Source organism: Chitinophaga rupis (assembly GCF_900109685.1).
GTDB lineage: Bacteria > Bacteroidota > Bacteroidia > Chitinophagales > Chitinophagaceae > Chitinophaga > Chitinophaga rupis.
On sequence record NZ_FOBB01000005.1, the window covers coordinates 248897 to 269770 of the forward strand.

At 47.4% G+C, this 20874-nt stretch carries 18 protein-coding genes; 11 read left to right on the plus strand and 7 right to left on the minus strand.

Annotation, left to right across the window (positions count from 1 at the left end):
- Positions 1-140: 140 nt before the first annotated feature.
- Together BMZ54_RS20500 and BMZ54_RS20505 are read right to left on the minus strand one after the other, a co-directional pair.
- Positions 141-1310: a FecR domain-containing protein gene (locus BMZ54_RS20500; protein ID WP_089916492.1), complete on the minus strand. Its 1170-nt coding sequence runs from the start codon at positions 1308-1310 to the stop codon at positions 141-143.
- Between the two features lie 83 nt (positions 1311-1393).
- Entirely contained in the window at positions 1394-1975 is a 582-nt protein-coding gene (locus BMZ54_RS20505; protein WP_089916499.1) for an RNA polymerase sigma-70 factor, read from the minus strand.
- A 245-nt stretch (positions 1976-2220) separates the two neighbouring features.
- Between BMZ54_RS20505 and BMZ54_RS20510 the strand changes: the two genes are divergently transcribed.
- A complete protein-coding gene (locus BMZ54_RS20510; RefSeq protein WP_089916504.1) occupies positions 2221-2649 on the plus strand; it encodes a DUF6194 family protein in 429 nt (142 codons plus the stop codon).
- A gap of 4 nt (positions 2650-2653) precedes the next feature.
- Here the strand turns inward: BMZ54_RS20510 and BMZ54_RS20515 are convergent, their stop codons facing one another.
- A complete protein-coding gene (locus tag BMZ54_RS20515; RefSeq protein ID WP_089916507.1) occupies positions 2654-3250 on the minus strand; it encodes a phosphatase PAP2 family protein in 597 nt (198 codons plus the stop codon).
- Positions 3251-3467: 217 nt separating this feature from the next.
- Here BMZ54_RS20515 and BMZ54_RS20520 point away from each other — a divergent pair, with 217 nt between their 5' ends.
- Positions 3468-4163 carry a hypothetical protein gene (locus BMZ54_RS20520; protein ID WP_089916510.1) on the plus strand — a complete coding sequence of 232 codons (696 nt, stop codon included), beginning with the start codon at positions 3468-3470 and terminating at the stop codon, positions 4161-4163.
- A gap of 59 nt (positions 4164-4222) precedes the next feature.
- Here the strand turns inward: BMZ54_RS20520 and BMZ54_RS20525 are convergent, their stop codons facing one another.
- Positions 4223-5731, minus strand: coding sequence for a choice-of-anchor I family protein (locus BMZ54_RS20525; protein WP_089916513.1), 1509 nt, complete (start codon positions 5729-5731; stop codon positions 4223-4225).
- 166 nt (positions 5732-5897) lie between these two features.
- Between BMZ54_RS20525 and BMZ54_RS20530 the strand changes: the two genes are divergently transcribed.
- The 5 genes from BMZ54_RS20530 to BMZ54_RS20550 all read left to right on the plus strand — a co-directional run bounded on the left by BMZ54_RS20530 (position 5898) and on the right by BMZ54_RS20550 (position 12944).
- On the plus strand, positions 5898-6302 hold the full coding sequence (locus BMZ54_RS20530) for a BlaI/MecI/CopY family transcriptional regulator (protein WP_089916516.1): 405 nt from the start codon (positions 5898-5900) through the stop codon (positions 6300-6302).
- An 18-nt stretch (positions 6303-6320) separates the two neighbouring features.
- Positions 6321-8606: a M56 family metallopeptidase gene (locus BMZ54_RS20535; RefSeq protein ID WP_089916522.1), complete on the plus strand. Its 2286-nt coding sequence runs from the start codon at positions 6321-6323 to the stop codon at positions 8604-8606.
- 62 nt (positions 8607-8668) lie between these two features.
- Complete coding sequence (locus BMZ54_RS20540; protein WP_089916525.1) at positions 8669-11101, plus strand: TonB-dependent receptor; 2433 nt, start codon at positions 8669-8671, stop codon at positions 11099-11101.
- 91 nt (positions 11102-11192) lie between these two features.
- Positions 11193-12050, plus strand: coding sequence for an AraC family transcriptional regulator (locus tag BMZ54_RS20545; protein ID WP_162277624.1), 858 nt, complete (start codon positions 11193-11195; stop codon positions 12048-12050).
- A gap of 90 nt (positions 12051-12140) precedes the next feature.
- On the plus strand, positions 12141-12944 hold the full coding sequence (locus tag BMZ54_RS20550) for a helix-turn-helix transcriptional regulator (RefSeq protein ID WP_089916531.1): 804 nt from the start codon (positions 12141-12143) through the stop codon (positions 12942-12944).
- A 69-nt stretch (positions 12945-13013) separates the two neighbouring features.
- On the opposite strand, the gene BMZ54_RS20555 is transcribed toward BMZ54_RS20550, so the two are convergent.
- Positions 13014-13601 (minus strand): Crp/Fnr family transcriptional regulator, encoded by a 588-nt coding sequence (locus tag BMZ54_RS20555; RefSeq protein ID WP_238386634.1) that lies wholly within the window; start codon positions 13599-13601, stop codon positions 13014-13016.
- 94 nt (positions 13602-13695) lie between these two features.
- Between BMZ54_RS20555 and BMZ54_RS20560 the strand changes: the two genes are divergently transcribed.
- Both BMZ54_RS20560 and BMZ54_RS20565 read left to right on the plus strand, forming a co-directional pair.
- Positions 13696-14973, plus strand: coding sequence for a Na+/H+ antiporter (locus BMZ54_RS20560; RefSeq protein ID WP_089916535.1), 1278 nt, complete (start codon positions 13696-13698; stop codon positions 14971-14973).
- A gap of 22 nt (positions 14974-14995) precedes the next feature.
- Complete coding sequence (locus BMZ54_RS20565) at positions 14996-15268, plus strand: hypothetical protein (protein ID WP_238386635.1); 273 nt, start codon at positions 14996-14998, stop codon at positions 15266-15268.
- Between the two features lie 254 nt (positions 15269-15522).
- On the opposite strand, the gene BMZ54_RS20570 is transcribed toward BMZ54_RS20565, so the two are convergent.
- Both BMZ54_RS20570 and BMZ54_RS20575 read right to left on the minus strand, forming a co-directional pair.
- Positions 15523-16608, minus strand: a complete 1086-nt coding sequence (locus BMZ54_RS20570) for a glycosyltransferase WbsX family protein (protein WP_089916543.1) — start codon at positions 16606-16608, stop codon at positions 15523-15525.
- Between the two features lie 42 nt (positions 16609-16650).
- Positions 16651-17595 (minus strand): glycosyltransferase family 2 protein, encoded by a 945-nt coding sequence (locus BMZ54_RS20575; protein WP_089916547.1) that lies wholly within the window; start codon positions 17593-17595, stop codon positions 16651-16653.
- A 48-nt stretch (positions 17596-17643) separates the two neighbouring features.
- On the opposite strand from BMZ54_RS20575, the gene BMZ54_RS20580 reads away from it, so the two are divergent.
- Together BMZ54_RS20580 and BMZ54_RS20585 are read left to right on the plus strand one after the other, a co-directional pair.
- Positions 17644-18660, plus strand: a complete 1017-nt coding sequence (locus tag BMZ54_RS20580; protein WP_089916551.1) for a glycosyltransferase — start codon at positions 17644-17646, stop codon at positions 18658-18660.
- Positions 18661-19011: 351 nt separating this feature from the next.
- On the plus strand, positions 19012-20832 hold the full coding sequence (locus tag BMZ54_RS20585) for an ABC transporter ATP-binding protein (protein WP_089916556.1): 1821 nt from the start codon (positions 19012-19014) through the stop codon (positions 20830-20832).
- The last annotated feature ends 42 nt before the right edge of the window (positions 20833-20874 follow it).

Consider the following 20874-nt stretch of genomic DNA (forward strand, 5'->3'; position numbering starts at 1 on the left):
TTTGGATGTTTGAGTTTAATAATCAGATAACTGTGACTACAAGCGTTAGAAATTTGTTTTTCGCAGGATAAGCTCAAACTGCCCGGGGGCGCTGGAACGCTCCCGGTTTTTTATGCCCCCCTGTTTTTGTGGATGTTTTTTTATGGCATAACTGTGATCCTCCTTCCTTCTGTTTTAAAGTGTACGGTACCTGTTAATTCCAGCATATTTAATACTTCAGAAACATTTTTTGACCGCGATAAGCTACCGCCAATGGCTTTCCCTGAAACATCGCCCTGGTAGCTGATCTCTACATCATACCAGCGGCTGATCTGCCGCATAATGCTTTCTATCTTTTCATTATCAAATAAGAAATAGCCGTTTTTCCATGCAGTAGCGGCTTCTGTGTCACCATCTTTTATATTAAGCTTGCCGGAGGACTTGTTTAATATGGCAGCGTTGCCGGGCGCCAGCAGGGCATTGGCCCGGCCGCAATCTACTTTTACGGAGCCTTCAAGGAGTGTAACAATATTGTGCTGCTCATCAGGGTAAGCGTTAATGTTAAAATGGGTGCCCAATACCCTTACGGTCATGGGCGCTGCAGATCCTGTATTTACCGTTACAAAGAACGGCCTGTCTTTATCTTTAGCCACTTCAAAATATGCCTCGCCGGTGAGGGTTACATTCCTTTCATTTCCCGGGAATGATGTGGGAAAACGTAGCGTGGAACCCGCGTTAAGCCACACTTTGGTACCATCCTGCAAAGTGAGCTGGTACTGGCCGCCATAGGGCGTGTTCAGGATATTATAAACGATATTGTTTGCTGCGTTACCGGCCACCTCATTATAAAACAGGCTTCCGCTGTCTGTTTTATTTACAGCGGCATTACCCTGTTGGGATATGATCCCGTTCTTAGCATCTTCCAGCACTACTTTATCACCGTTAGCCAGGGTTAATATTGCTTTATTCCCTCCGGGGGCAATGTCTTTAAAGGCCTGGGCTATACTGGTTTGCGGGCTTGGCTGATGCTGTAGCTGCGGAGCATAAAAATAGCTTGCAATACCGAGGATGATCAGTACAGATGCAGCTGCTGACAGGTAGTACCAAAGCCGCCTGCTGGTGCGGGGTTTAGCTACAGGGATATTGATCTGCTGCTGCAGGCGCATGAGCATACGTAAACGTACCTGCTCTTCCTCACCGGCATTTTCTGATGGCCATTCAACATCGGTTTGGTTATGATCCTGGTACCAGGCCATTAACGTTCCTTCTTCTTCCGGCGTAATGCTGCCGTCCAGGTATTTTTCGATCAGCTGAGATATATCGTCTTTCAACGTACGGGTTTTATGGTTACAGGGATATGTACCATAAGGTGTTTGCTTACCCTTAGTGAGGATGGGATTTTTTTAAGAAAATTTTAGGGCATGAGGATCCTGATGAGGATGGCCATCCATAAATGGGGGCGGTTCAATTTAAGCTTCAGTACTTTCAGTGCCTTGGTAAGATGCGCTTCTGCCGTTTTTTCGGCAATACCCATTCTTTGGGCAATCTCGGGGATGCTGAGGCCTTCTTCCCGGCTTAGTTTAAATACCAGGCGGCATTTCTCCGGTAAAACCTCTACTATGCCATTAATATGCTGCTGCAGGAACCGGGTGTAGATCTTTTCTTCGTCCCAGGCGCTTATGATGGGGTCGGCCGCCTGTTCTTTTATCTGATCCCTCCGTTTCTCACGTGCGTATTGTTTAAAAACGGATAACCTCACTGCAGTAGCGAGATAGGCGTTAACATTATCTATATAAAGCGCATCCCGCCTGTTCCAAAGGCCAATAAAAACTTCCTGCACGATTTCTTCTGCAATTACTTTATCCCTGCAATGATGATATGCGATGGCTAGTAACTTCTTCCAGTAACGGTTGTAGATTTCGGTAAAAGCATCGCCATTACCCTCCCGCAGGGACATTATTAAGTCTGCATCCGTTTGTTGCTGGTACCGGGTCATACGATTGGTATGGTACGCAAGAATAAAAAAATAAATCGAGCTTTTTGTATCAGTACATGAAAAGATAATATTTGGGTAATTGCTTCCTGGCAGGGGCAAATTTGAGGATCTTTCATCTTTTTTTCATCCTGTAAGGCCATAATGTCCGTATTACTTTACTTTGTATTACTACCTGCCAAAGTGATAACTACTTGTAAATGTACTGTAACATGGCTTAATTTGCAATAAACAAAGGCGCTTCTGTTATGTCATTACAAACCATTGAGCAATATATAGCTGAACAGCTCCCCAACGTTACAACACTTGATCATTTTGGATACCGGTTCTTCTTCTATGAAACCGATCAGGTGCTCCCATTTACAACCATTGCTGCATCCGATAATGAATATGATAAGATATCAAACCTGGATCGTGACGGCGTATTCCGTGTGAATATCGGCGTATCAAAGGATACATACAATAAGCTATTTGCAGATATTAAAACCGGATGGGATTATACGGAGCTAAACCGCTTCATGCCTCACCCGGATTACGCTGCACAGTATTTTATTTGTGTGCTGAATCCGGAAGGGGAGCAGTTAGTGAAAACGATTAAGTTTATTGAAGAAGCCCACCTTGTTGCAAAGAACCGCTTTGACAGAAAGCAATCGGCTAAAATGAGGAAGCCTGAATAATTTCTTATGGCCGCATAAATCCCAATCCAAAGGCCGTACCCGCACCTAACAATGCGCCCGCTGTAACATCCGACGGGTTGTGCACGCCCAGGTACATCCTGGAATAACCTACGGTACCAGCCCATAACATAGCCGGCGCAATTACATACCATTTAGGATAAGCCCTGGCCAGCGCCGTTGCGCTGCTGAAAGCAGAAGAAGTATGGCCGGAAGGAAAGGAATAGCCGCCCGGTGTGTACACCGGCGTAAAATTCACATGCAGCTTAAAGGGCCGTGGCCTTTTGAAAATGAGCTTCAGCGCGGTATTCAGCAGGGTAGTAGTAGCTGTGCTGGTAGCTATATATAATGCGTTTTGCCGCATATCCGGGTTATGATCGATTATACCGCCTATCAGCAGACCGGCCGGTATGGCCACATTCATATAGTCGTTTGTGTTAGAGATGAGCAGGAAGAACTTCGTTTGTCCGGCAGTGCGGGTATCCGCTATATTTTGCAGCATATGAATGTCAAAGGAATCAATCCTTGCCTGTGCGGTAGCCGTAGTGGTGAACAGGAACAGGAGTGCGTACAGCCATGTATGTTGTATTAAGGTACCTTTCATTATGCGCCGGGTTAGAGGATAAAAATACGGCTTAAATGTGAAACACATCTTTATCTTACCCAGGCAGATGTGCACCTGATTGCTGACTACATTCGCAGCTTGGGCGCGAATTAATATATGTTAGTTTTTATTAATTTATTATCTTGCAACTTAGGTATAACCACATCAATCACCTTACCAGTTGCTAACCCGCTGGTTATTAAAACAAACCGCAAAAATGAACTTTGCCTATACCAATGAGCAAATAGAGGAGATCGTGAACTGGACCCTCTCCGGCCTTACTATGTACTACCGCGACAGCGAGCTGCCCGCAGATGTTATTGCCAAATACCAGGTGGGACACATCTTCCGCTCACAAACTTTTGTAGATGTATCCGGTTTTGCCGGTCAGCTTACAAAAAACTGCCGTTTCATTTTTGCAAGCAGCAAAGCCGCGCCGCTTTATAAGGTCAACCCCGAAATTGAAAAGTGGCAGCAGCATACCATCAATGCCGACAGCTATTTTAAAGTACTGGATATTTATCAGAAAGAGGGTAAAACCCAGCTGTTCTTATTACACATTCCGGCAACAGCAATTGACTTTTTTAAGAACACCGTCTTACGTTTAGGGGATGATAACCTGGAAGAGCAGTTCATAGGGAAAGCAAGGGCCAGTTTAGATCAGAAGATGCAGATGCCGCCCGCACCTGCGCTGGAAGAAGCAGAATGGGTGCATCGTACGGAGTTTCCCATTGGGCTGGATGTTAAAAATGAATTTTTTCCGATACAGCCAACCACCCCGCTGCTCCCACAGGCAGCGCCCCTGGCAAATGCCATCAGGAAAATGACGAACGATACGGCATTGAATAAAGCTGCAATCGTGGAGCCGCCGGCGGCTAAAGACACCGGCCGTTTCTGGAAGAAAATGTTTTGATAAGCAAAAGCCCCGTACACAAAGTACGGGGCCGGCGTATTACACAATAGATGGAAAAATTATAACGTTTTAGGCGAGTATACTTTGATCACGCCATCATTTTCACTACTTGCTATTAAAAGGCTCCTTTTGGTAGGGCTGTCCTTAGCCGCTATAAACAGCACGCCTTCCGGCGCATCGCCGGATTTCAGCAGCTGCAGATACACCGGAGCCGTGGGATTGCTTACATCATACACCGCCACTGCATCGGCTCTTTCCATGCCAATGAACGCAATGTTCTTGTTGCCTACCAGGCCCAGGGCAATGCCTTCCGGCTCTACACCCTTATCATCGCTGCGGCCATCATCATAATAACCCGCCGCATTGGTTTTTACTTCCAGCTCATTTTTACTGTCAAACACCATAGCGCCGGTATTGCCGTTCCATACGCTGAAAGAGCGGGCGCCAAAGGAATACAGCGTTTCATATAAACCATCGCCATTCACATCGCCCAGGGTAGTGGTAATATTCAGGCGGCCCAGCTGCTCATCTTTCTGCGGATCGGCTGCATTGGGAAAAGCAGTGGGATCCAGGGAAATGCTTTTAACGCGTTTAGCTTCTTCAAAACCATCATACTCACGCACATCGCCTTCGTTTGCCGTAAACAGGTAGGGCACAGCGCCATTCTGTAATACAGCGATCGCATCCGGCTGGTACATACCTTTTACGGGCCATTTTTTAAAGCTAACGCCGCCATCTTTGTCAGACAGGTCTACGGCATTGGCATCCACGTTATAGTCTTTAAAACCCAGCGGGAAAATATCAGTAGCGGTTTTAGTGGTTATATCAATTTTGGCAATGGCATTATTTTCCTGCAAGGTTACCCAGGCTGTTTTGGAATCCGGTGAAATGGTGATGTACTCCGGCTCCATATCCTGTGCAAAAGAAGCATGCGGGCCAAACACACGCAGTCCTTTCAGCGCCAGCGCAGCCTGCTGGGAGGCAAAACCGCTGAAGTCAATATTTACCACGCTGTAATGATCATTTACGCTGATCAGGGATACAGAACCTACGGGATCATTCGTATAATCTGCACTGGGCTCGCCTTCATTGGCCGTAAGAATGTATTTACCATCCGGGCTAAAGGTGATCATATCCGGTAAAGCGCCGGTAGGGATCGTTTTAATTTCCGTATAGTCGCTGGTGTTGTATACCGTTACTTTGCCGGGCTGCTGTTTATCCAGCGCTTCTATAGCGGCTGCCAGTTTACCATTGCTTACAGACAGGCTGTTCACTGCACCGCTGTTAGGGGTAATGGACTTGATCACGGTCATTTTGGATGGATCGGCAAAGTCTATAACATCTATTTTATTTATTTTACTCGTCTCATCATTGTGCACTACAAACAGGCGTTTGGTAGCCGGGTCATAAGCGCTGATCTCCGCGGCGCCGGTTTCGCCAATATCCAGGGAGCCAATTTCAGCAAAGGTAGACGGGTCTTCGTTCAGCACGGGGTCATGCGGTTCATCTTTGGAACATGCGGCCAGCATAACCAGCATGGCAAGCGGCAATAATTGTTTAGTTCTCATACGTTTAGCTGATAGAAGTTTTTAGCAGCCGCAAGAGTAATAAAGCCATATGAACATAAAGTAAAGAAGGTATTATCTAATTGTTAACAGTCACCGCTCATCCACTTTTTTCAAAAAAATATAACCTTGCACTTGTTTCGTACGAATTGATTCGTACCTTAGTGTCATGAAAGAAGATGCTAAGAATAATGCACCTGCAGAGCCTACCCGCTCTGAGCTGGAGATCCTGCAGATATTATGGCAGCACGGGCCTTCTACCGTACGTTTTGTGAATGATCACCTGAACGGTGAGAAACGTGCCGTGCAATATACCTCCACCTTAAAGATCATGCAGATCATGACGGACAAGGGAATGCTGGCCCGGGATGAGAGCAGTATGAAACATGTGTATAGACCGGTACTGGAGGAAAAATCTACCAAAGGCCTGCTGCTGGACCGTTTCCTGGAAACTACCTTTAACGGTTCCGCCACTACGCTGTTATTGCAATTACTGGGTAATAAAAAAACATCCAAAAATGAGCTGGATGAAATAAAAGCCCTGTTAAATAAAATAGATCCCGATAAGCTATAATCTGTAAACCGCTTTATTATGCACACCTTATCAAATGATATGGTCCGCGCCATTGGCTGGACCCTGATACACTCTTTGTGGCAAGGCCTTATATTGGCTGTGGTGGCGGGCATTCTGATCCTATTTACCCGTAAGGCCAAACCGGCGTTGCGTTATAATATATTTACCGTTTTGTTCTTTGTGCTGGTGGGCAGCGCAGTAGGCACCTTCTTTTATGAGCTGCAGCAGCTAAAGCCTGTCTCCGCCGCAACCGCGCCATTAGCGCTGGTGGCTGCTCCGCAAACCCCTGTAACACCGGTAGCAGTGCAGGAAATGAATACGCCGGCAGCACCGGGTTTTACAGAACTTTTTATCACTTATTTCAATGAGCATGCGCCTTTGCTGGTCATGTTCTGGTTCATCATTTTTGCAGGTAAGCTGTTATGGTTGTTCAGCGGCCTGGTATCCATACAGCGTATCCGTTATTATAAAACCACTGTGCCGGATGCCGCTTTAACAGGCTGGCTGCAAATGCTGGCTGTTAAATTGCAAATGAAAAGGCGGGTGCAGCTGCTGGAATCCGCTATGGTTAAGGTACCTACAGCCATAGGTATGTTAAAGCCAGTGATCCTGATGCCCATTGGTTTAATGGCGCAGCTGCCGCCGGACCAGGTAGAGGCTGTACTGCTGCATGAGCTGGCGCATATCCGCCGCCGCGATTTCCTGGTGAACCTCATACAGCATTTTGCCGAAACTATTTTCTTCTTTAACCCGGCATTGTTGTGGCTCTCTGCCCGCATCCGCGAAGAAAGGGAACATTGCTGTGATGATATGGCCATTGCTGCTACCCAAAGCAAAAAGGGGTATATAGAGGCGCTGGTTGGTTTCCAGGAATTATACCTGACCACCGGCACCCGGTATGGCATGGCATTTCCCGGTAAAAAACAGCAGCTGCTGCACCGGGTAAAGCGTATCCTGGGCCAGCATCACGACACGCTGAATGTAGCGGAAAAATCTTTCCTGCTTGTTTGCTTCAGCCTCATAGGTATGTTGGGTATGGTGTTCTCCCATCCCGGAAGGCAGGAAGCGCCTATACCGGTACTGGCACAGGTAACGGAGAAAATAATTACCGCTGCTGGTAGCAAGCCTCAACCGGAAATAAAGTTCGCAGCGGAAGATAAACACAAAGATAAATTCAAAGGCCTGGACCCCGCCGGTGTAACCAATGGCACTACCTTACAATTTGAAGAAAAACGTAAGGGGCAGCCCAATATGATCCACCTGTTTAAAGGCAACAACACATTGTTCCAGGCAGCGGCAGATGCGCAGCATAAGCTGTTGTTATTTAAAGTAAATGGAAGGGAAGTGTACATTGACGGCGATAACAAACAACAGCTTTCACCTTATCTCACCGCTTTGCAAACATTATCTACGGATTATAAGGTACCCTATAAAGGAGGCTATCAGCCCTATCAACCAGGCTACCAGCCTTACCATCCACAGCAGGATACCGTACCGGTGCTGCACAAGGCCAATGCTACTTATTCCGGTGTTATTACCAACACCACCAATGGTAAGGTGTACAAAATATCAGTAGACAATAACCGCATGACCGGCTTAATCGTGGACGGTGTGCAGGTACCGCAGGATCAGCTGCCCTTCAGGTATGCAGAGGTGAACGCCATTTTCCGGCAAATGGAAGGAGATGCTGCTGAAGCAGATCTGGGCCGTAAGAAAATGGAAATAGACCGGAATATCCAGGAAGCGGAGCGGGAGCGGGAAAAAGCAGAGCAGATCCGCAGAAAAATAGAAACAGACCGCAATATTCAGGAAGCAGAGCTGAAGCGGAAAGTAGAGGAGCTGGAGAAAAGGAAAATGGAGCTTGACCGGGAGGCACAGCGCAATGATGCCAATCAAAAGCGCGTGCAGGTACGTGAGCCAATAAACGCCCGCGAACCCCTGAGCGCACATAGCGCTTTGCAGCCGGCAGCCCCCATTTCAGCATCGCCATCAGCATCGCTATCTCCAACACATGCCACGCTGGCGCCCGTACCTGCTGTAAAAGTTGATAACAGCCTTGCAGAGGAAATTGTGGCCGATATGATGGCGGATGGGCTGATCACACAAAAAGATAATCTCCGCTTCCACCTGAGCCAGGATAAGTTTGTGGTGAACGACAAACCTCAATCAGACCAGATACTAAAACGCTATAAGCAGAAATACATTAAATCCCCTTCAGAAAGTTATACCTATTCCAGATCCGCGAAGGGTACCAGTTCGCAAATACATACCGGTAACAAAACCGTTTCCATTACTTCCAATTAACCTAACCATTCAATTCATTAGCGGGTGAGCAGATCGTTCGCCCGCATCTAAATCCGTCCTTTATGAAATTGATTCACTGCCTGCTGGCCGTCAGCATGGTGCTGTTATCCCATTGCCTGTACGCCCAGCAGAACATGGTATTAAGCGGCCGCCTCAAAGATCAGACCGGGCAGGCAGTTGCCGGCGCCACGGTTAGCCTGCTGAAAGATTCAACGCTGGTAAAAGCCGCCATTGCTAATGCACAGGGGCAATTCCAGTTCAGCCGGCTGAAACCTGCCGTTTATCGTATAACCGTTACCTATATAGGGTATGCCACCTATAACAGCGATACCCTGCAGCTGAATGCAACCCATGTATTGCCGGACATTGTTTTACAGCCGGCTACCGCCACGCAGTTAAAAGATGTGAATGTAACGGCCCGTAAACCATTTGTGGAAACCCGCATTGACCGTACCATTGTAAACGTGGATGCGCTGATCTCCAATGCCGGTACCAGCGCGCTGGATGTGCTGGAAAAATCACCCGGCGTATTGGTAGACCAGGATGGCAATATCAGCCTGCTGGGAAAATCCGGGGTGACTATTTACATTGATGATAAGCTAACCTATCTCTCCGGCAGCGACCTGGCGGCCTACCTGCGTTCCCTGCCTTCCGGTTCCCTGGAAGCCATAGAGCTAATGCCTGTGCCACCTGCCCGCTACGATGCTGCCGGCAATGCAGGCGTTATAAACATCCGCACCAAAAAGCTGAAACAGAAAGGCTTTAACGGCAACGTATCTACGTCATATACACAAGGGGTATACCCTAAAAGCTTCAATAACCTGAACCTGAATTTCCGTAATAATGCCTTTAACTATTTTGTTAGCGCAGGGTATAGCAATAACCGCAATTTCAGCGATCTGCTTATTACCCGTAGCTATTTTAATGAAGATGGCAGCCCGCTGTCAGATTTTTCACAGTTCTCCGCCATCCGCCACCGGTACCGTTCGCCTTCCCTGAAAATGGGTGTGGATTATTATAAAGATAAGAACACCACCATTGGCATTGTGCTCAATGGCAATACCAGTAAGGCAACCGGCCTGGTAGGCAATAACAGCTTCCTGTACAATCCTGCACATCAGCTGGATTCACTGGTAACTGCAGACAACCGGGATGAGCGTATGTTTAAACGCGGCGGGGTAAACCTGAACTACCGGCATCAATATGACAGCAGCGGCCGTACGCTGGGCATTGACCTGGATTACATCCGCAATGAATCTGAAACCAATCAGCTGTTTAAAAATACCAGCTATTATGCAGACAGTACGTTGAAAGGCAGGGATGAGCTGCAGGGCTTCATACCCTCCGGCATCAACATTTACAGCGCCAAAGCAGACTATACGCACCCACTGTCAAAGACGGCCAAAATAGAAGGCGGGCTAAAAACAAGCTATATCTCTACGGATAACAAGGCCGATTATGCGGTTACCATTGAAGGTATCACCACGCCGGATTACGACAAAACCAATCATTTCCTGTATAAAGAACATATCAACGCCGCCTATGGCAACTTTTCAAAAGAGTGGGCAAAGCTTTCACTGCAGGCTGGCCTGCGCCTGGAAAATACCATTATGCAGGGCCGGCAGCTGGGCAATGCCGTAAAAACAGATTCCGCTTTTAAACGGAACTACACCAACCTGTTCCCCACCTTTTACCTGGCATACAAAACAGATTCCGCCTCCACGCAACAGTTCATACTATCTTACAGCAAACGTATTGAGCGCCCGGGGTTCAATGATCTGAACCCATTCATATCCCCTCTGGATAAATTTATGTACTACGTGGGCAACCCTTTTCTGCAGCCGGTTATAAGCCACTCGCTGGATCTTTCCTGGGTGTACCGGAATAGGATCACCACTAAGGTTAATTATGCACACTATGCAGGCGAAATAGGAGAAACCATAGAAGCCCGCGGCGACCGCTTTTTTAGCCGCCCTGCTAATGTGGGCACCAGTAACTATGTTTCCCTCTCCGTGAATGCCGACCTGCAGCCTTTTAAATGGTTCACACTGCACTGGTTTGGCATAGGGGAGTACTGCCACTTTAAAGGCAACCTGTATAATAATGTGCTGAATGTAGATGGTGTGAACTATGTTACCAATGCCACCGCGCAGTTTAAGATCAGCCCTGCCTGGAATGCGGAGCTGACGGGATTATACCGTGGCAAGATCACCGCGCTGCAATTTGTACTGGGCGATTTCTGGGCAATGGGCGCCGCCGTGGAAAAGAAGATCCTGCAAAAGAAAGGCTCGCTGAAGCTCGCTGTCAACGACCTGTTCTACACCCGCCTTAATTATGGCGACATCAACAATTTAACCAATGCCAGCGGCCGTTACCGTAACAAAGGTGATAGCCGGGTAGCACAAATAACGTTCTCTTACAACTTTGGTAAGACATATGAAAAGCGTGACCGCTCCGTAGGCGGTGCGGATGCGGAACAGCAACGCATCAGGTAGAATAGATGAGCCACGTACGGGAAACTGTACGTGGTTTTTTTGTTATTGGATAAACAGGCATAATTGGACAATTCGCAGTAAATTTACCATTATGCCTAAACGCAGATCTATCCCCATTCACTCCTTAGATAAGGTTAACCAGCTGGGTATTTTAGTCCGCCGGTTCACCGGCATGGATCCTGAAACCGATGCAAACCTGGCGCACCGCGACGAAAACTACCTGTTTATGGTCATGGAGCAGGGCCGCGCCCGGATGGTGGTAGATTTTAAAACCATTACCGCCAGCGGTAAAACAATCTTCTGCATTCTGCCGGGGCAGGTGCACTACGGCATAAGCGCGCATAATGTAAAAGCCTGGGTGGTAGCAGTAAATACAGACCTGGTACACAAACAATATCAGCAGGTGTTTGAGCAGCAGCTGCCGCAATTACTACCCCTGCCGGTAGATGATACGTTTACCGGCAGAATGGGGCAATGCATAAAACTATTGGAGGAAGTATACCTGTCAGCAAACAGCAGCACATTCCGGCAGCAGGCTACCCGCTCTTTACTGGATGCGTTCATTGCCATGTTTGCAGAGGTGTATGCTGCTACAGATCCCACTACGGATAACAGCCACCCGCGTACCCTTATTATAACCCGCCAGTTCAAAGGATTGTTATCCAGGAATTATAAAACCATGAAAAGCCCGGCCGCTTATGCCGCTGCTTTAAACATTTCTACCCCTTACCTCAATGAAGCGGTTAAGGGCGCCACCGGCTTACCCGTTAGTTACTGGATACAGCAGGAAGTGGTAACAGAAGCCAAACGTCTGTTGTATTATACGGATAAAACAGTGAAGGAAATAGCCTATGAGCTTGGGTTTGATGATCATACTTATTTCTCCCGGCTGTTTACCAAAGCAGAAGGAATGACTGCATTGACCTTCAGAAAACAGTACCGCGAATAGTCCAACCAGTACTTTATTTTAATGGCAATAAGATATACCATGATCGTGTAGCATTGTAAATGCAAAAAAAATATTACTTTGGTGTTGCAAATGAAGATGGGAACATCCACATTAACATTGGGGTACGGACATTACCTTGGACATAACAACCGCAGCTTGCAAAGCAGCGGCCTGGTAGTGAGCGAGATCGCTTACCATACCAAAGTATTTGAAGGCTGGCATTCCCACGAACATGCTCACATCAGCTTCTTATTAAAAGGCGGTAACTGTGAGCAGCGGCAGGGCAGGGAAGAGGAATACACAACAGGGAATATCGTATATTATCATGCAGGGGAAATGCACCGCAATACCCACACCCGGCATCCCTCCAAAAATCTGAACCTGGAAATAACGGGTACTTTTCTAAAACAATACCAGCTTACAGAAACCTTACTGCATAAGGCTATCAGCCGGCAGCATGCTCCCTTCACTATGCTGAAGATCTATAAAGAGCTGCTTGCAAACGATACCGTGGCCGCGCCGGCAATGGTAATGCTGTTGCTGGAATTATTGCAGGAGGGCATAACAGAAAAAAGCGCTACCCCTAAATGGGTAAGCATTATCCGGGAGCTGATGCAGGATTGCTGGGATGAGCCGCTGACCTTAACAGACCTGGCTGAAGCTACAGGTATACACCCTATTACCATTTCAAAACATTTTTCTCAATACTTTGGCTGCACCTTTGGAGCGTATATGCGTAAGCTGCGCGTTGCAAAGTCAATGCCCATGATCCGAGCCGGAGAAAATTCCCTTACAGAAATTGCTTATACCTGCCGGTTTGCGGATCAAAGCCATTTTACCCGTACCTTTAAATCATTAACCGGTTTATTGCCGCGGGAGTATCGTAATATCTAGTCTTCTTACTAACCCATTATAATTCACGGGGCTGTATCTTTTGGTACAGCCCTTTTTATTTTATTAAAGCTAACGTATCTGTTTCCGGATCCTGCTTAGCGACTGCGGCGTAATACCCAGGTAGGAAGCTATATCGCTCAAAGGCACGCGCAGCGCTATATCCGGCTGCTGCTGCAGGAACTGCTGGTAGCGGGTAGCTGCGTCCTCACCCATGTAGGAATTGCGCACCTGGATCTTGGCCAGCAACGTTTGCTGGGTAATATGATTGATCAGCGGCTGAAAGTAAGGGAGCTGTTTATAAAGCTCCCACAGCTGCTCCCTGGGGAATACAATAAGGTCCGTATCACAGGCGGCTTTAATGCTTTCATGTGCCGGTACCTGGTTATTAAAGCTATTAAGGATCGTACAGAAATGATCTTCCTTTACAAAGAACTGCGTTACCTCATTTCCCTTACCATTAACAGATACAATTTTCAGAATGCCCTTGCAAACAAAGAACATTTCCCTGGCCAGCTTACCCTCCTGCAATAATAATTCACCCTCCTGCACATGGCGGGTATGAATATGCCGGCGAATGATCTCCCGGTCCCCGGCAGGGATAGTATGAAATGTTTCCAGGTAAGTAAAAACCGGTTCAAACATAAACGCGCCTTTCATCCCACTAAAATTAAGCTACATTTCACAATTTATAATTCCTGTTTTGGGCAAGCTGTGTTACTTTTAAGCGTCATTGAAATGTTTACAGGGCCTTATGGAAAACTATAGCATCGTTTTATTTATCCTGGCAATTATGATCGTACTGTCTGCCCTGGCAGATAGGGTCCGGGTGCCATATCCTATTTTACTGATCACCGCCGGTATTGCCATTGGGTTCATACCAACCTTGCCTAACATAGAGCTGAACCCGGATGTGATCTTCCTCATCTTCCTGCCGCCCATGTTGTATGATGCTGCTTTTAACATCTCTTTCCAGGAGTTTAGAACCAATATCAATACCATTGGTACGCTGGCTATATCGCTGGTATTCATTACTGCCTCCGGCATTGCGGTGGTAGCGCATTATGTAATACCGGGCATGAGCTGGCCTTTGTCTTTTGTGCTGGGCGCTATTTTATCTGCTACGGATGCGGTGGCGGCCATCAGCATTACCAAAGGTTTGGGCCTGTCACATAAAACCAATACCATCCTGGAAGGTGAAAGCCTGGTCAACGATGCTTCTGCCCTAGTAGCTTACCGCTTTGCAGTAGCTGCGGTAACCGGTACTGCTTTTGTATTCTGGAGGGCCTCTTTAGCGTTTGTGTTCATGATGGCGGGTGGCGCCCTGGTGGGCGTGGTTATGGGAATGATCCTGGCCTTCATCCTTAAAAGAGTGCATCAAAACCAGCTGGTAACTATTAGCTTTATGCTGCTCATGCCTTTTATAACGTACCTGGTGGCAGAGGAGTTCCATGTATCCGGCGTAATAGCCGTGGTAATATTAGGGCTGGCCATTTCCCGTTTCAGTCATAAAGTATTCCCCGAATATTTAAAAAAGCAGTCCCGCAACTTTTGGGATGTTATTATTTTCCTGCTCAATGGCCTCATCTTTATCATCATTGGATTACAGTACCCATATGTGGTAAAGCATATAGATAAAACACAGATCCTGCCTTACCTGGGTTACGCTTTCCTGATCACCATTGTAGCTTTGGCGCTGCGTATGATCAGGGTGTTCCTGCAGCAGATCAACCTGGAGCAGGCATTCAGGAAAAAGAAGGGGCGTATTACCGAACATGCGCTGCTGGATGTAAAAACCAGCTTGATCATCAGCTGGTCTGGCATGCGGGGCATTGTGTCCCTGGCCATTGCCATTGGTTTGCCGGCTACCCTGCAGGATGGCAGCGCATTCCCGCAGCGGGATGCCATTATCTTTATTTCCGTGGCCGTAGTATTGTTTACGTTGCTGGGGCAGGGGCTTACCCTGCCATTGGTAGTGCGTTTATTAAATGGGAAGAAACAGCCTGAAACAGCCGTTGCCGCGCATAAATAGGCATATAAACAGGTGGCCGCCCATGAATAAGCCCGCTTGTGGCATGACGATTGATATACGCTATGAAACAACAATAGCTGTTATGAAAACATTAGGTATTATCCTCGTCATTGCCGGTATTGCCATGATCCTGATCCGTGGTTTTTCTGTACAAACGGAAAAGAAGGTAGTGGACCTTGGCCCTGTAGAAGTAAACAAGAAAGAAAATAAATGGATTGGCTGGCCTACTTATGCCGGTGGTTTAGTAGCTGTAATAGGGGTTGTACTGCTGGTAGGCGGCAATAAAAAAAGTTAAAAGTCAAAAAGTAAAAATTAAAAGCTGATGCAGCGTCGATACCATTACTATCGCCTGCATCAGCTTTTATATTTATCCCGTTCATAAAGCCTTTTAAGCGGTCTCTATGAACCTCCTTCGCCGGTTTAGCATTTATGATTTTACATTCCACATTCCACTACCTATCCATCTCCCCGGCATTATTTTTAATTTTTACCTTTTTACTTTTTACTTCCCTTCCATCTCCCCGGCATTCCTTTTTTATTTTTGCTTTTTTACTTTTTACTTTCCAACGCTCTTTGGGTTGCCTCTAAGTACGCCCGCCCCCATTGCTGATCGGGTTCCAGATGATTCCCCTCTGCCCACTCATTCCAGGCATTAATAAAAACAAAATTCTCTTCCGCACTGTAAGGCTTAAACTTCTCAATGGTATTCCGCAGCCAGGCTTCATATATTGCAGGGCTGCTGTTAGTCATTACAAACGCGTTCTCTTTACGCCGGGCCGTATTATCCCACATAGGGGTAACACTGGGATATTGTTTGTAAGGGGGCATGGTCCGCGCCATCATACGTTGCACATACTCCGGGTAGCTTACGATCTTATGCTGTTTGTAAACAGAAGGTTTTAACCCCAGCTTATCCATCCACTGCTCTTTTTTAGTGCCCATGTACGGGGCCGGCATATCGTAAAAATCAGGCTGAAATTCTATAGCTGCATCAAAGCCCATGGTCAGCGGATCTTCCTTTACCTGGAAACCCTGCATATAGGCCAGGTACAGCTCTCCAATGCCCAGCTGCTGCGCCTCATTACGCCAGGTGCGCAGGGTTTGCGCCAGGTCGGGTAGCAGGGTAGGGCGGTATATGGCAAAAAAGGGCTTGCCATCTACCCGTATATAACGCGGGTCAGCAAACACTTCCCGGCACAGGTAACGGATATGTTCCAGGTCATCTTCCGGTGAATAATTCTGTTGTATCAGCACCTCCGCATCGTTACCATCCCAGCGCCGGGTCCAGTTCTCATTGGCCCAGCAATACATAAAAGGCAGGTCCGGCTGCCCGCTTTGCAAAAGCCCGTCCAGCGCAGCGTTCATCAGGCGGGTACCGTTAAACCAGTAATGGTAATAACAGAAACCATAAATACCGTATTGTTTGGCCAGCGCCGCCTGTTCCTTTCTTACCTGTTCCAGCCGCAGGTCATAAAACCCCAGGTCGGCCGGTAAGTGGGGCTGATAGTGGCCCTCGAACAAAGGCCGCGCCTTGGCAGTATTGGTCCATTCTGTAAAACCTTTTCCCCACCACCGGTCGTTTTCCGGGAAAGGGTGGAATTGCGGCAGGTACACAGCCAGTGTTCTGATGTTCATATTATGTGGGTGGTTTCCTTTCATTTAGTATCCGGCGCTTACTTACCGCTTTGAAAATACTTTTTTAAGCTGCATGCGCAGCAGCTTCCAGCGGGCATCCCGTTTCAGCGTAGCAGCCGGTATAACGGCGCCGGGCGTACGATAAAATCCCTGTTCAATAGCATCCAGTGCAGCTGGCTCAAAACGGGCCCGCTGTTCCCAGAACTGCCGGTGCAGCTTGCGCAGCGCCCTTTTATATACTTTTGCAGGTATCAGCGTTTCATGGTATAGCTTATGCAGTATGCGGGCTTCCTCTATAAAATTTAACCCGGTCCGGTAAGCCGGGGTGGATACATCGCCGCTATGGCTGCGGAAATAATTTAACACCCTGGCAGTAATGAACACATTGCCCTGCCGGCATAAATTAATCCAGAACACTCTGTCGCCGGCAAATTTATATTCCAGGTAATCCTGCTGAATGCCGGCAAACAGCTCCTTTTTCCATACCGCCATGCTGGCGTTCACAACGGCGTTACGGTCTACCATATACTGTTGTATAAAAAGCAGCCCTTCTACGGTATCCTCTAAATACCCGTGCTGCGTTTGCCAGAATACCTTATTGTCGCCGTCTATGGCGTACGACTGGCAATAGGCCAGCACGTTATGCTTGTTCTGCAGCAAGCCGGCTGTCAGGTATTGCAGCAGCGTAGGCTCGCACCAGTCGTCGCTTTCTGCCAGCCATATGTATTGGCCTGCTGCTGCCTCTATGCCTTTTTTCCACTGTTTAAATACGCTGCCGCTGTTGATGGTATTATAAATGATCTGTGAAACTTTCGGATGCTGCCGGTAACGTTCTATAATATCCCGGCTGTTATCGGTTGAGCAGTCGTCCAGGATAATTACTTCAAAATCCTGGAAGGTTTGCTGCAGCACAGATATAATGCGCTGTTCCAGGAAAGCCGCATGGTTATAATTAGGAATGATAACGGATACTATAGGTAGATTCATTACTTTTACGCGCTAAAAACAAAGATATATTGAAAAAAGTGGTTTTGTATGTCGTTCGATAACTATGCTATAGATTATTCTGTACTGATCTGCACCTATAACCCCGACCAGCGCCTGCTGCAACGTTGCCTGGAGGCGGTAAAAGATCTGCAGCGTAACGGCATCACAACGGAAGTTATATTAATTGATAATAACAGCGCGCCTGCTTTGCAAAGTAGGCCATATATACAGCATTACCTGAGCCAGGTGCCCGGTATGCAATTGCTGAATGTTACCCAGCAGGGGTTATCCTATGCGCGTATGGGTGGCATTGCTGCCGCCAGGGGTAAATACATTGTTTTTTTTGATGATGATAATGAGCCGGACAGCGCTTACCTGCTGGCCCTGCAGCAGCTGCATACCCAATACCCGCAGGTAACGGCCTGGGGGCCCGGGCAGGTGCAGGTAGATTTTATTGACGGTATAGATCCTAAGCTGGAGGCCTATGCCCGCCCGGCTTTCCAGGAACGGCACGAAAAGCAGGTAGCCTTTGCAGCTGAACATGAATGGCAGTCCTGCTATCCCTTTGGCACCGGCTTGTGCATGCCCGCAGCCACGCTTAAAGGATATATAAATGGTGTGAATACCGGCCGTTTCACCCTTACTGACCGCAATGGCGAAAGCCTGAGCAGCGGTGGCGACACCCAGATGGTGCTGTTCGGCATCCATGGCGGCGGGGCGGCCGGTACAGCGCCCGCCCTGAAGATTACACATATTATACCCGGCAAAAGAACCAGCCCCGCTTACTTAAAACGGCTGGCCTACTCCACCAGCCTTTGTTATGCCACCTGTGTGGCGCAGGTTTTCCCGGAGTACCGGCAGCAGGTAATAAGCGGGCTAAAACCGCCTGCTAAGTTCAGCCGCCAAAGTTTTAAGAAATTTTTAAGATTATTAATGGGGGCTAATACGTTAAAGCAATGCCGGCTGGCAGCCGAAATAGGGGAGATGTGCGGCCGTTACCTGTTGCTGCAGCGGCCCGTACCCGGGCTGGTACGCATGATCATACAATTCATGAAGCTGGATTAATAAGGTTATATATCTATAAACGTGTGAATTATAAGTAATAAAGTATGTTGAAATATAAAGAAAGTTTATATTTTTAGTGAAGAACAGGAATCAACGGTTGGTACAAAAAAGTAAAAAAAGATATCAAATAACCTTTATCGGGCGCTATTGATCTTATCCATTAAGAGAGCAATGTTGATATACTTCCCATTACATAGCCCTGCATCTTTTATGATCAGAGATGCCGGCGCCGTATTGTAGCCAAACATTTTCACCTGTGCTTCCCGGGAACGGTCCCTGCCCTGTTTTTAAAAAGGGTCTTTAAATAATTATTAATTTTGGAGTTTTATATATATATTTATAATAATAATAATGAAAACGTATTTCCGGCTGTTGTCTTTTGCCAAACCGATTGAAAAGTATGCCATCCCGTATATCATATTTACGTTGCTGGCCGTGTTGTTTGGGGCATTAAACCTGGCATTGCTGGCGCCGCTGCTCACAACATTGTTTAACCAGAACAACCAGCAGGTAGTAGCCAAACCGGAACATTTTTATGACGTTTTCAAAATGCTGAACTATTATTCAGCCCAGCTCAATCAGAAATTAGGGCTGCGGGATACGTTGAAATATGTGTGTCTGACCATTGTAGCGTCTGTTTTCGTTGGGAATTTATTCCGGTATTTTTCCGAACGTACCATGGAAAATCTGCGGATTCATACCTTGCTGAACCTGCGAAAGGCCGTGTTCAATAACATTATGGACCTGCACCTGGGTTATTTCAGTAATGAGCGTAAGGGGGATATTATGTCCAAGATCGCGTCGGATGTGCAGGTGGTGCAGTATTCCGTAACCGGTACCCTGCAGGTGATCTTTAAGGAGCCGTTAACGCTGATCACCTACCTGGTAATGCTGTTCATTATCTCCTACAAGCTTACGCTTGCCTCTATGATCATTATACCGATAGCGGGGTTTATCATCTCCAAGATCGTATCCCGGTTAAAGGAGCAGGCCACAGCAGCCCACGTATCCTATGGCACCATGATCAGTTACCTGGAGGAAGCGCTGGGGGGTATTAAGATCATTAAATCATTTAACGCCACACCTTTTATCAAGGAACGTTTTCACAAGGAAAACGTGCACTATTCCAATATTATCAGGGCTATGGCCAGGCGGCAGCAAATGGCCTCGCCGGTATCTGAAACGCTGGGTATTATAATGGTAGCAGGTATTGTGCTGTACGGCGGTTCGCTGGTGCTGTCCAATACCGGTGAGCTGGATGCGGCGGCCTTTATAGCCTATATTGCCCTGTTTTCCCAGATCATGCGCCCGGCCAAAGCCATTTCGGCCTCCTTCAGCAACATCCACTCCGGCCTGGCCGCAGGGGAGCGGGTGCTGGCCTTAATTGACCAGCAGTCGCAGATCAAGGATGCGCCGGATGCAAAGGCCGTAGACCAGTTCCGGGAAGCTATCCGGTTTGAGAAAGTAGCCTTTGCCTATAATGAGCGTCCGGTGCTGAACAGCGTAAGCCTTACCATACCCAAAGGTAAGTCCGTAGCGCTGGTAGGGCCTTCCGGCGCTGGCAAAACCACCCTCATGGACCTGATTCCCCGGTTTATACAGCCACAGTCCGGCAGCATACTGATAGACGGGCACAACATACAGGCCGTTACTTCAGAATCCCTGCGTTCGCTGATGGGAATTGTAAACCAGGAATCAATTTTATTTAACGACACCATTTTTAACAATATAGCCTTCGGAAAGCCAGGGGCCACAATGCAGGAGGTTGAGGCTGCCGCAAGGATCGCCAATGCCCACGAATTTATTTCTGCAACAGAGCACGGTTACCAGACGAATATTGGTGATAAAGGCGTTAAGTTATCAGGCGGCCAGCGCCAGCGCATCTGTATTGCCCGTGCAGTGTTGACGAATCCACCCATTATGTTGCTGGATGAAGCTACCTCTGCGCTGGATACAGAATCTGAAAAAATGGTGCAGGATGCATTGAACAATCTGATGAAGAACCGTACCTCGCTGGTGATTGCACACCGCTTAAGTACCATACAAAATGCAGATCTGATCATTGTGCTGGATAATGGCAACATTGTTGAACAGGGAACTCATTTACAGCTTTTGGAAAAGGACGGGTTATACCGTAAGCTGATAGAAATGCAAACTTTCAGCGCTAACTGAACCACAGCTGTAACAAATTAAATGGTAGTACGTTGTATATAT

Coding starts and splice junctions, on each gene's coding strand:
- BMZ54_RS20505 (WP_089916499.1), bottom strand. CDS start 1,975: ATGACCCGGTACCAGCAACAAACGGATGCAGACTTAATAATGTCCCTG.
- BMZ54_RS20510 (WP_089916504.1), top strand. CDS start 2,221: ATGTCATTACAAACCATTGAGCAATATATAGCTGAACAGCTCCCCAAC.
- BMZ54_RS20515 (WP_089916507.1), bottom strand. CDS start 3,250: ATGAAAGGTACCTTAATACAACATACATGGCTGTACGCACTCCTGTTC.
- BMZ54_RS20520 (WP_089916510.1), top strand. CDS start 3,468: ATGAACTTTGCCTATACCAATGAGCAAATAGAGGAGATCGTGAACTGG.
- BMZ54_RS20525 (WP_089916513.1), bottom strand. CDS start 5,731: ATGAGAACTAAACAATTATTGCCGCTTGCCATGCTGGTTATGCTGGCC.
- BMZ54_RS20530 (WP_089916516.1), top strand. CDS start 5,898: ATGAAAGAAGATGCTAAGAATAATGCACCTGCAGAGCCTACCCGCTCT.
- BMZ54_RS20535 (WP_089916522.1), top strand. CDS start 6,321: ATGCACACCTTATCAAATGATATGGTCCGCGCCATTGGCTGGACCCTG.
- BMZ54_RS20540 (WP_089916525.1), top strand. CDS start 8,669: ATGAAATTGATTCACTGCCTGCTGGCCGTCAGCATGGTGCTGTTATCC.
- BMZ54_RS20545 (WP_162277624.1), top strand. CDS start 11,193: ATGCCTAAACGCAGATCTATCCCCATTCACTCCTTAGATAAGGTTAAC.
- BMZ54_RS20550 (WP_089916531.1), top strand. CDS start 12,141: ATGAAGATGGGAACATCCACATTAACATTGGGGTACGGACATTACCTT.
- BMZ54_RS20555 (WP_238386634.1), bottom strand. CDS start 13,601: ATGAAAGGCGCGTTTATGTTTGAACCGGTTTTTACTTACCTGGAAACA.
- BMZ54_RS20560 (WP_089916535.1), top strand. CDS start 13,696: ATGGAAAACTATAGCATCGTTTTATTTATCCTGGCAATTATGATCGTA.
- BMZ54_RS20565 (WP_238386635.1), top strand. CDS start 14,996: ATGAATAAGCCCGCTTGTGGCATGACGATTGATATACGCTATGAAACA.
- BMZ54_RS20570 (WP_089916543.1), bottom strand. CDS start 16,608: ATGAACATCAGAACACTGGCTGTGTACCTGCCGCAATTCCACCCTTTC.
- BMZ54_RS20575 (WP_089916547.1), bottom strand. CDS start 17,595: ATGAATCTACCTATAGTATCCGTTATCATTCCTAATTATAACCATGCG.
- BMZ54_RS20580 (WP_089916551.1), top strand. CDS start 17,644: ATGTCGTTCGATAACTATGCTATAGATTATTCTGTACTGATCTGCACC.
- BMZ54_RS20585 (WP_089916556.1), top strand. CDS start 19,012: ATGAAAACGTATTTCCGGCTGTTGTCTTTTGCCAAACCGATTGAAAAG.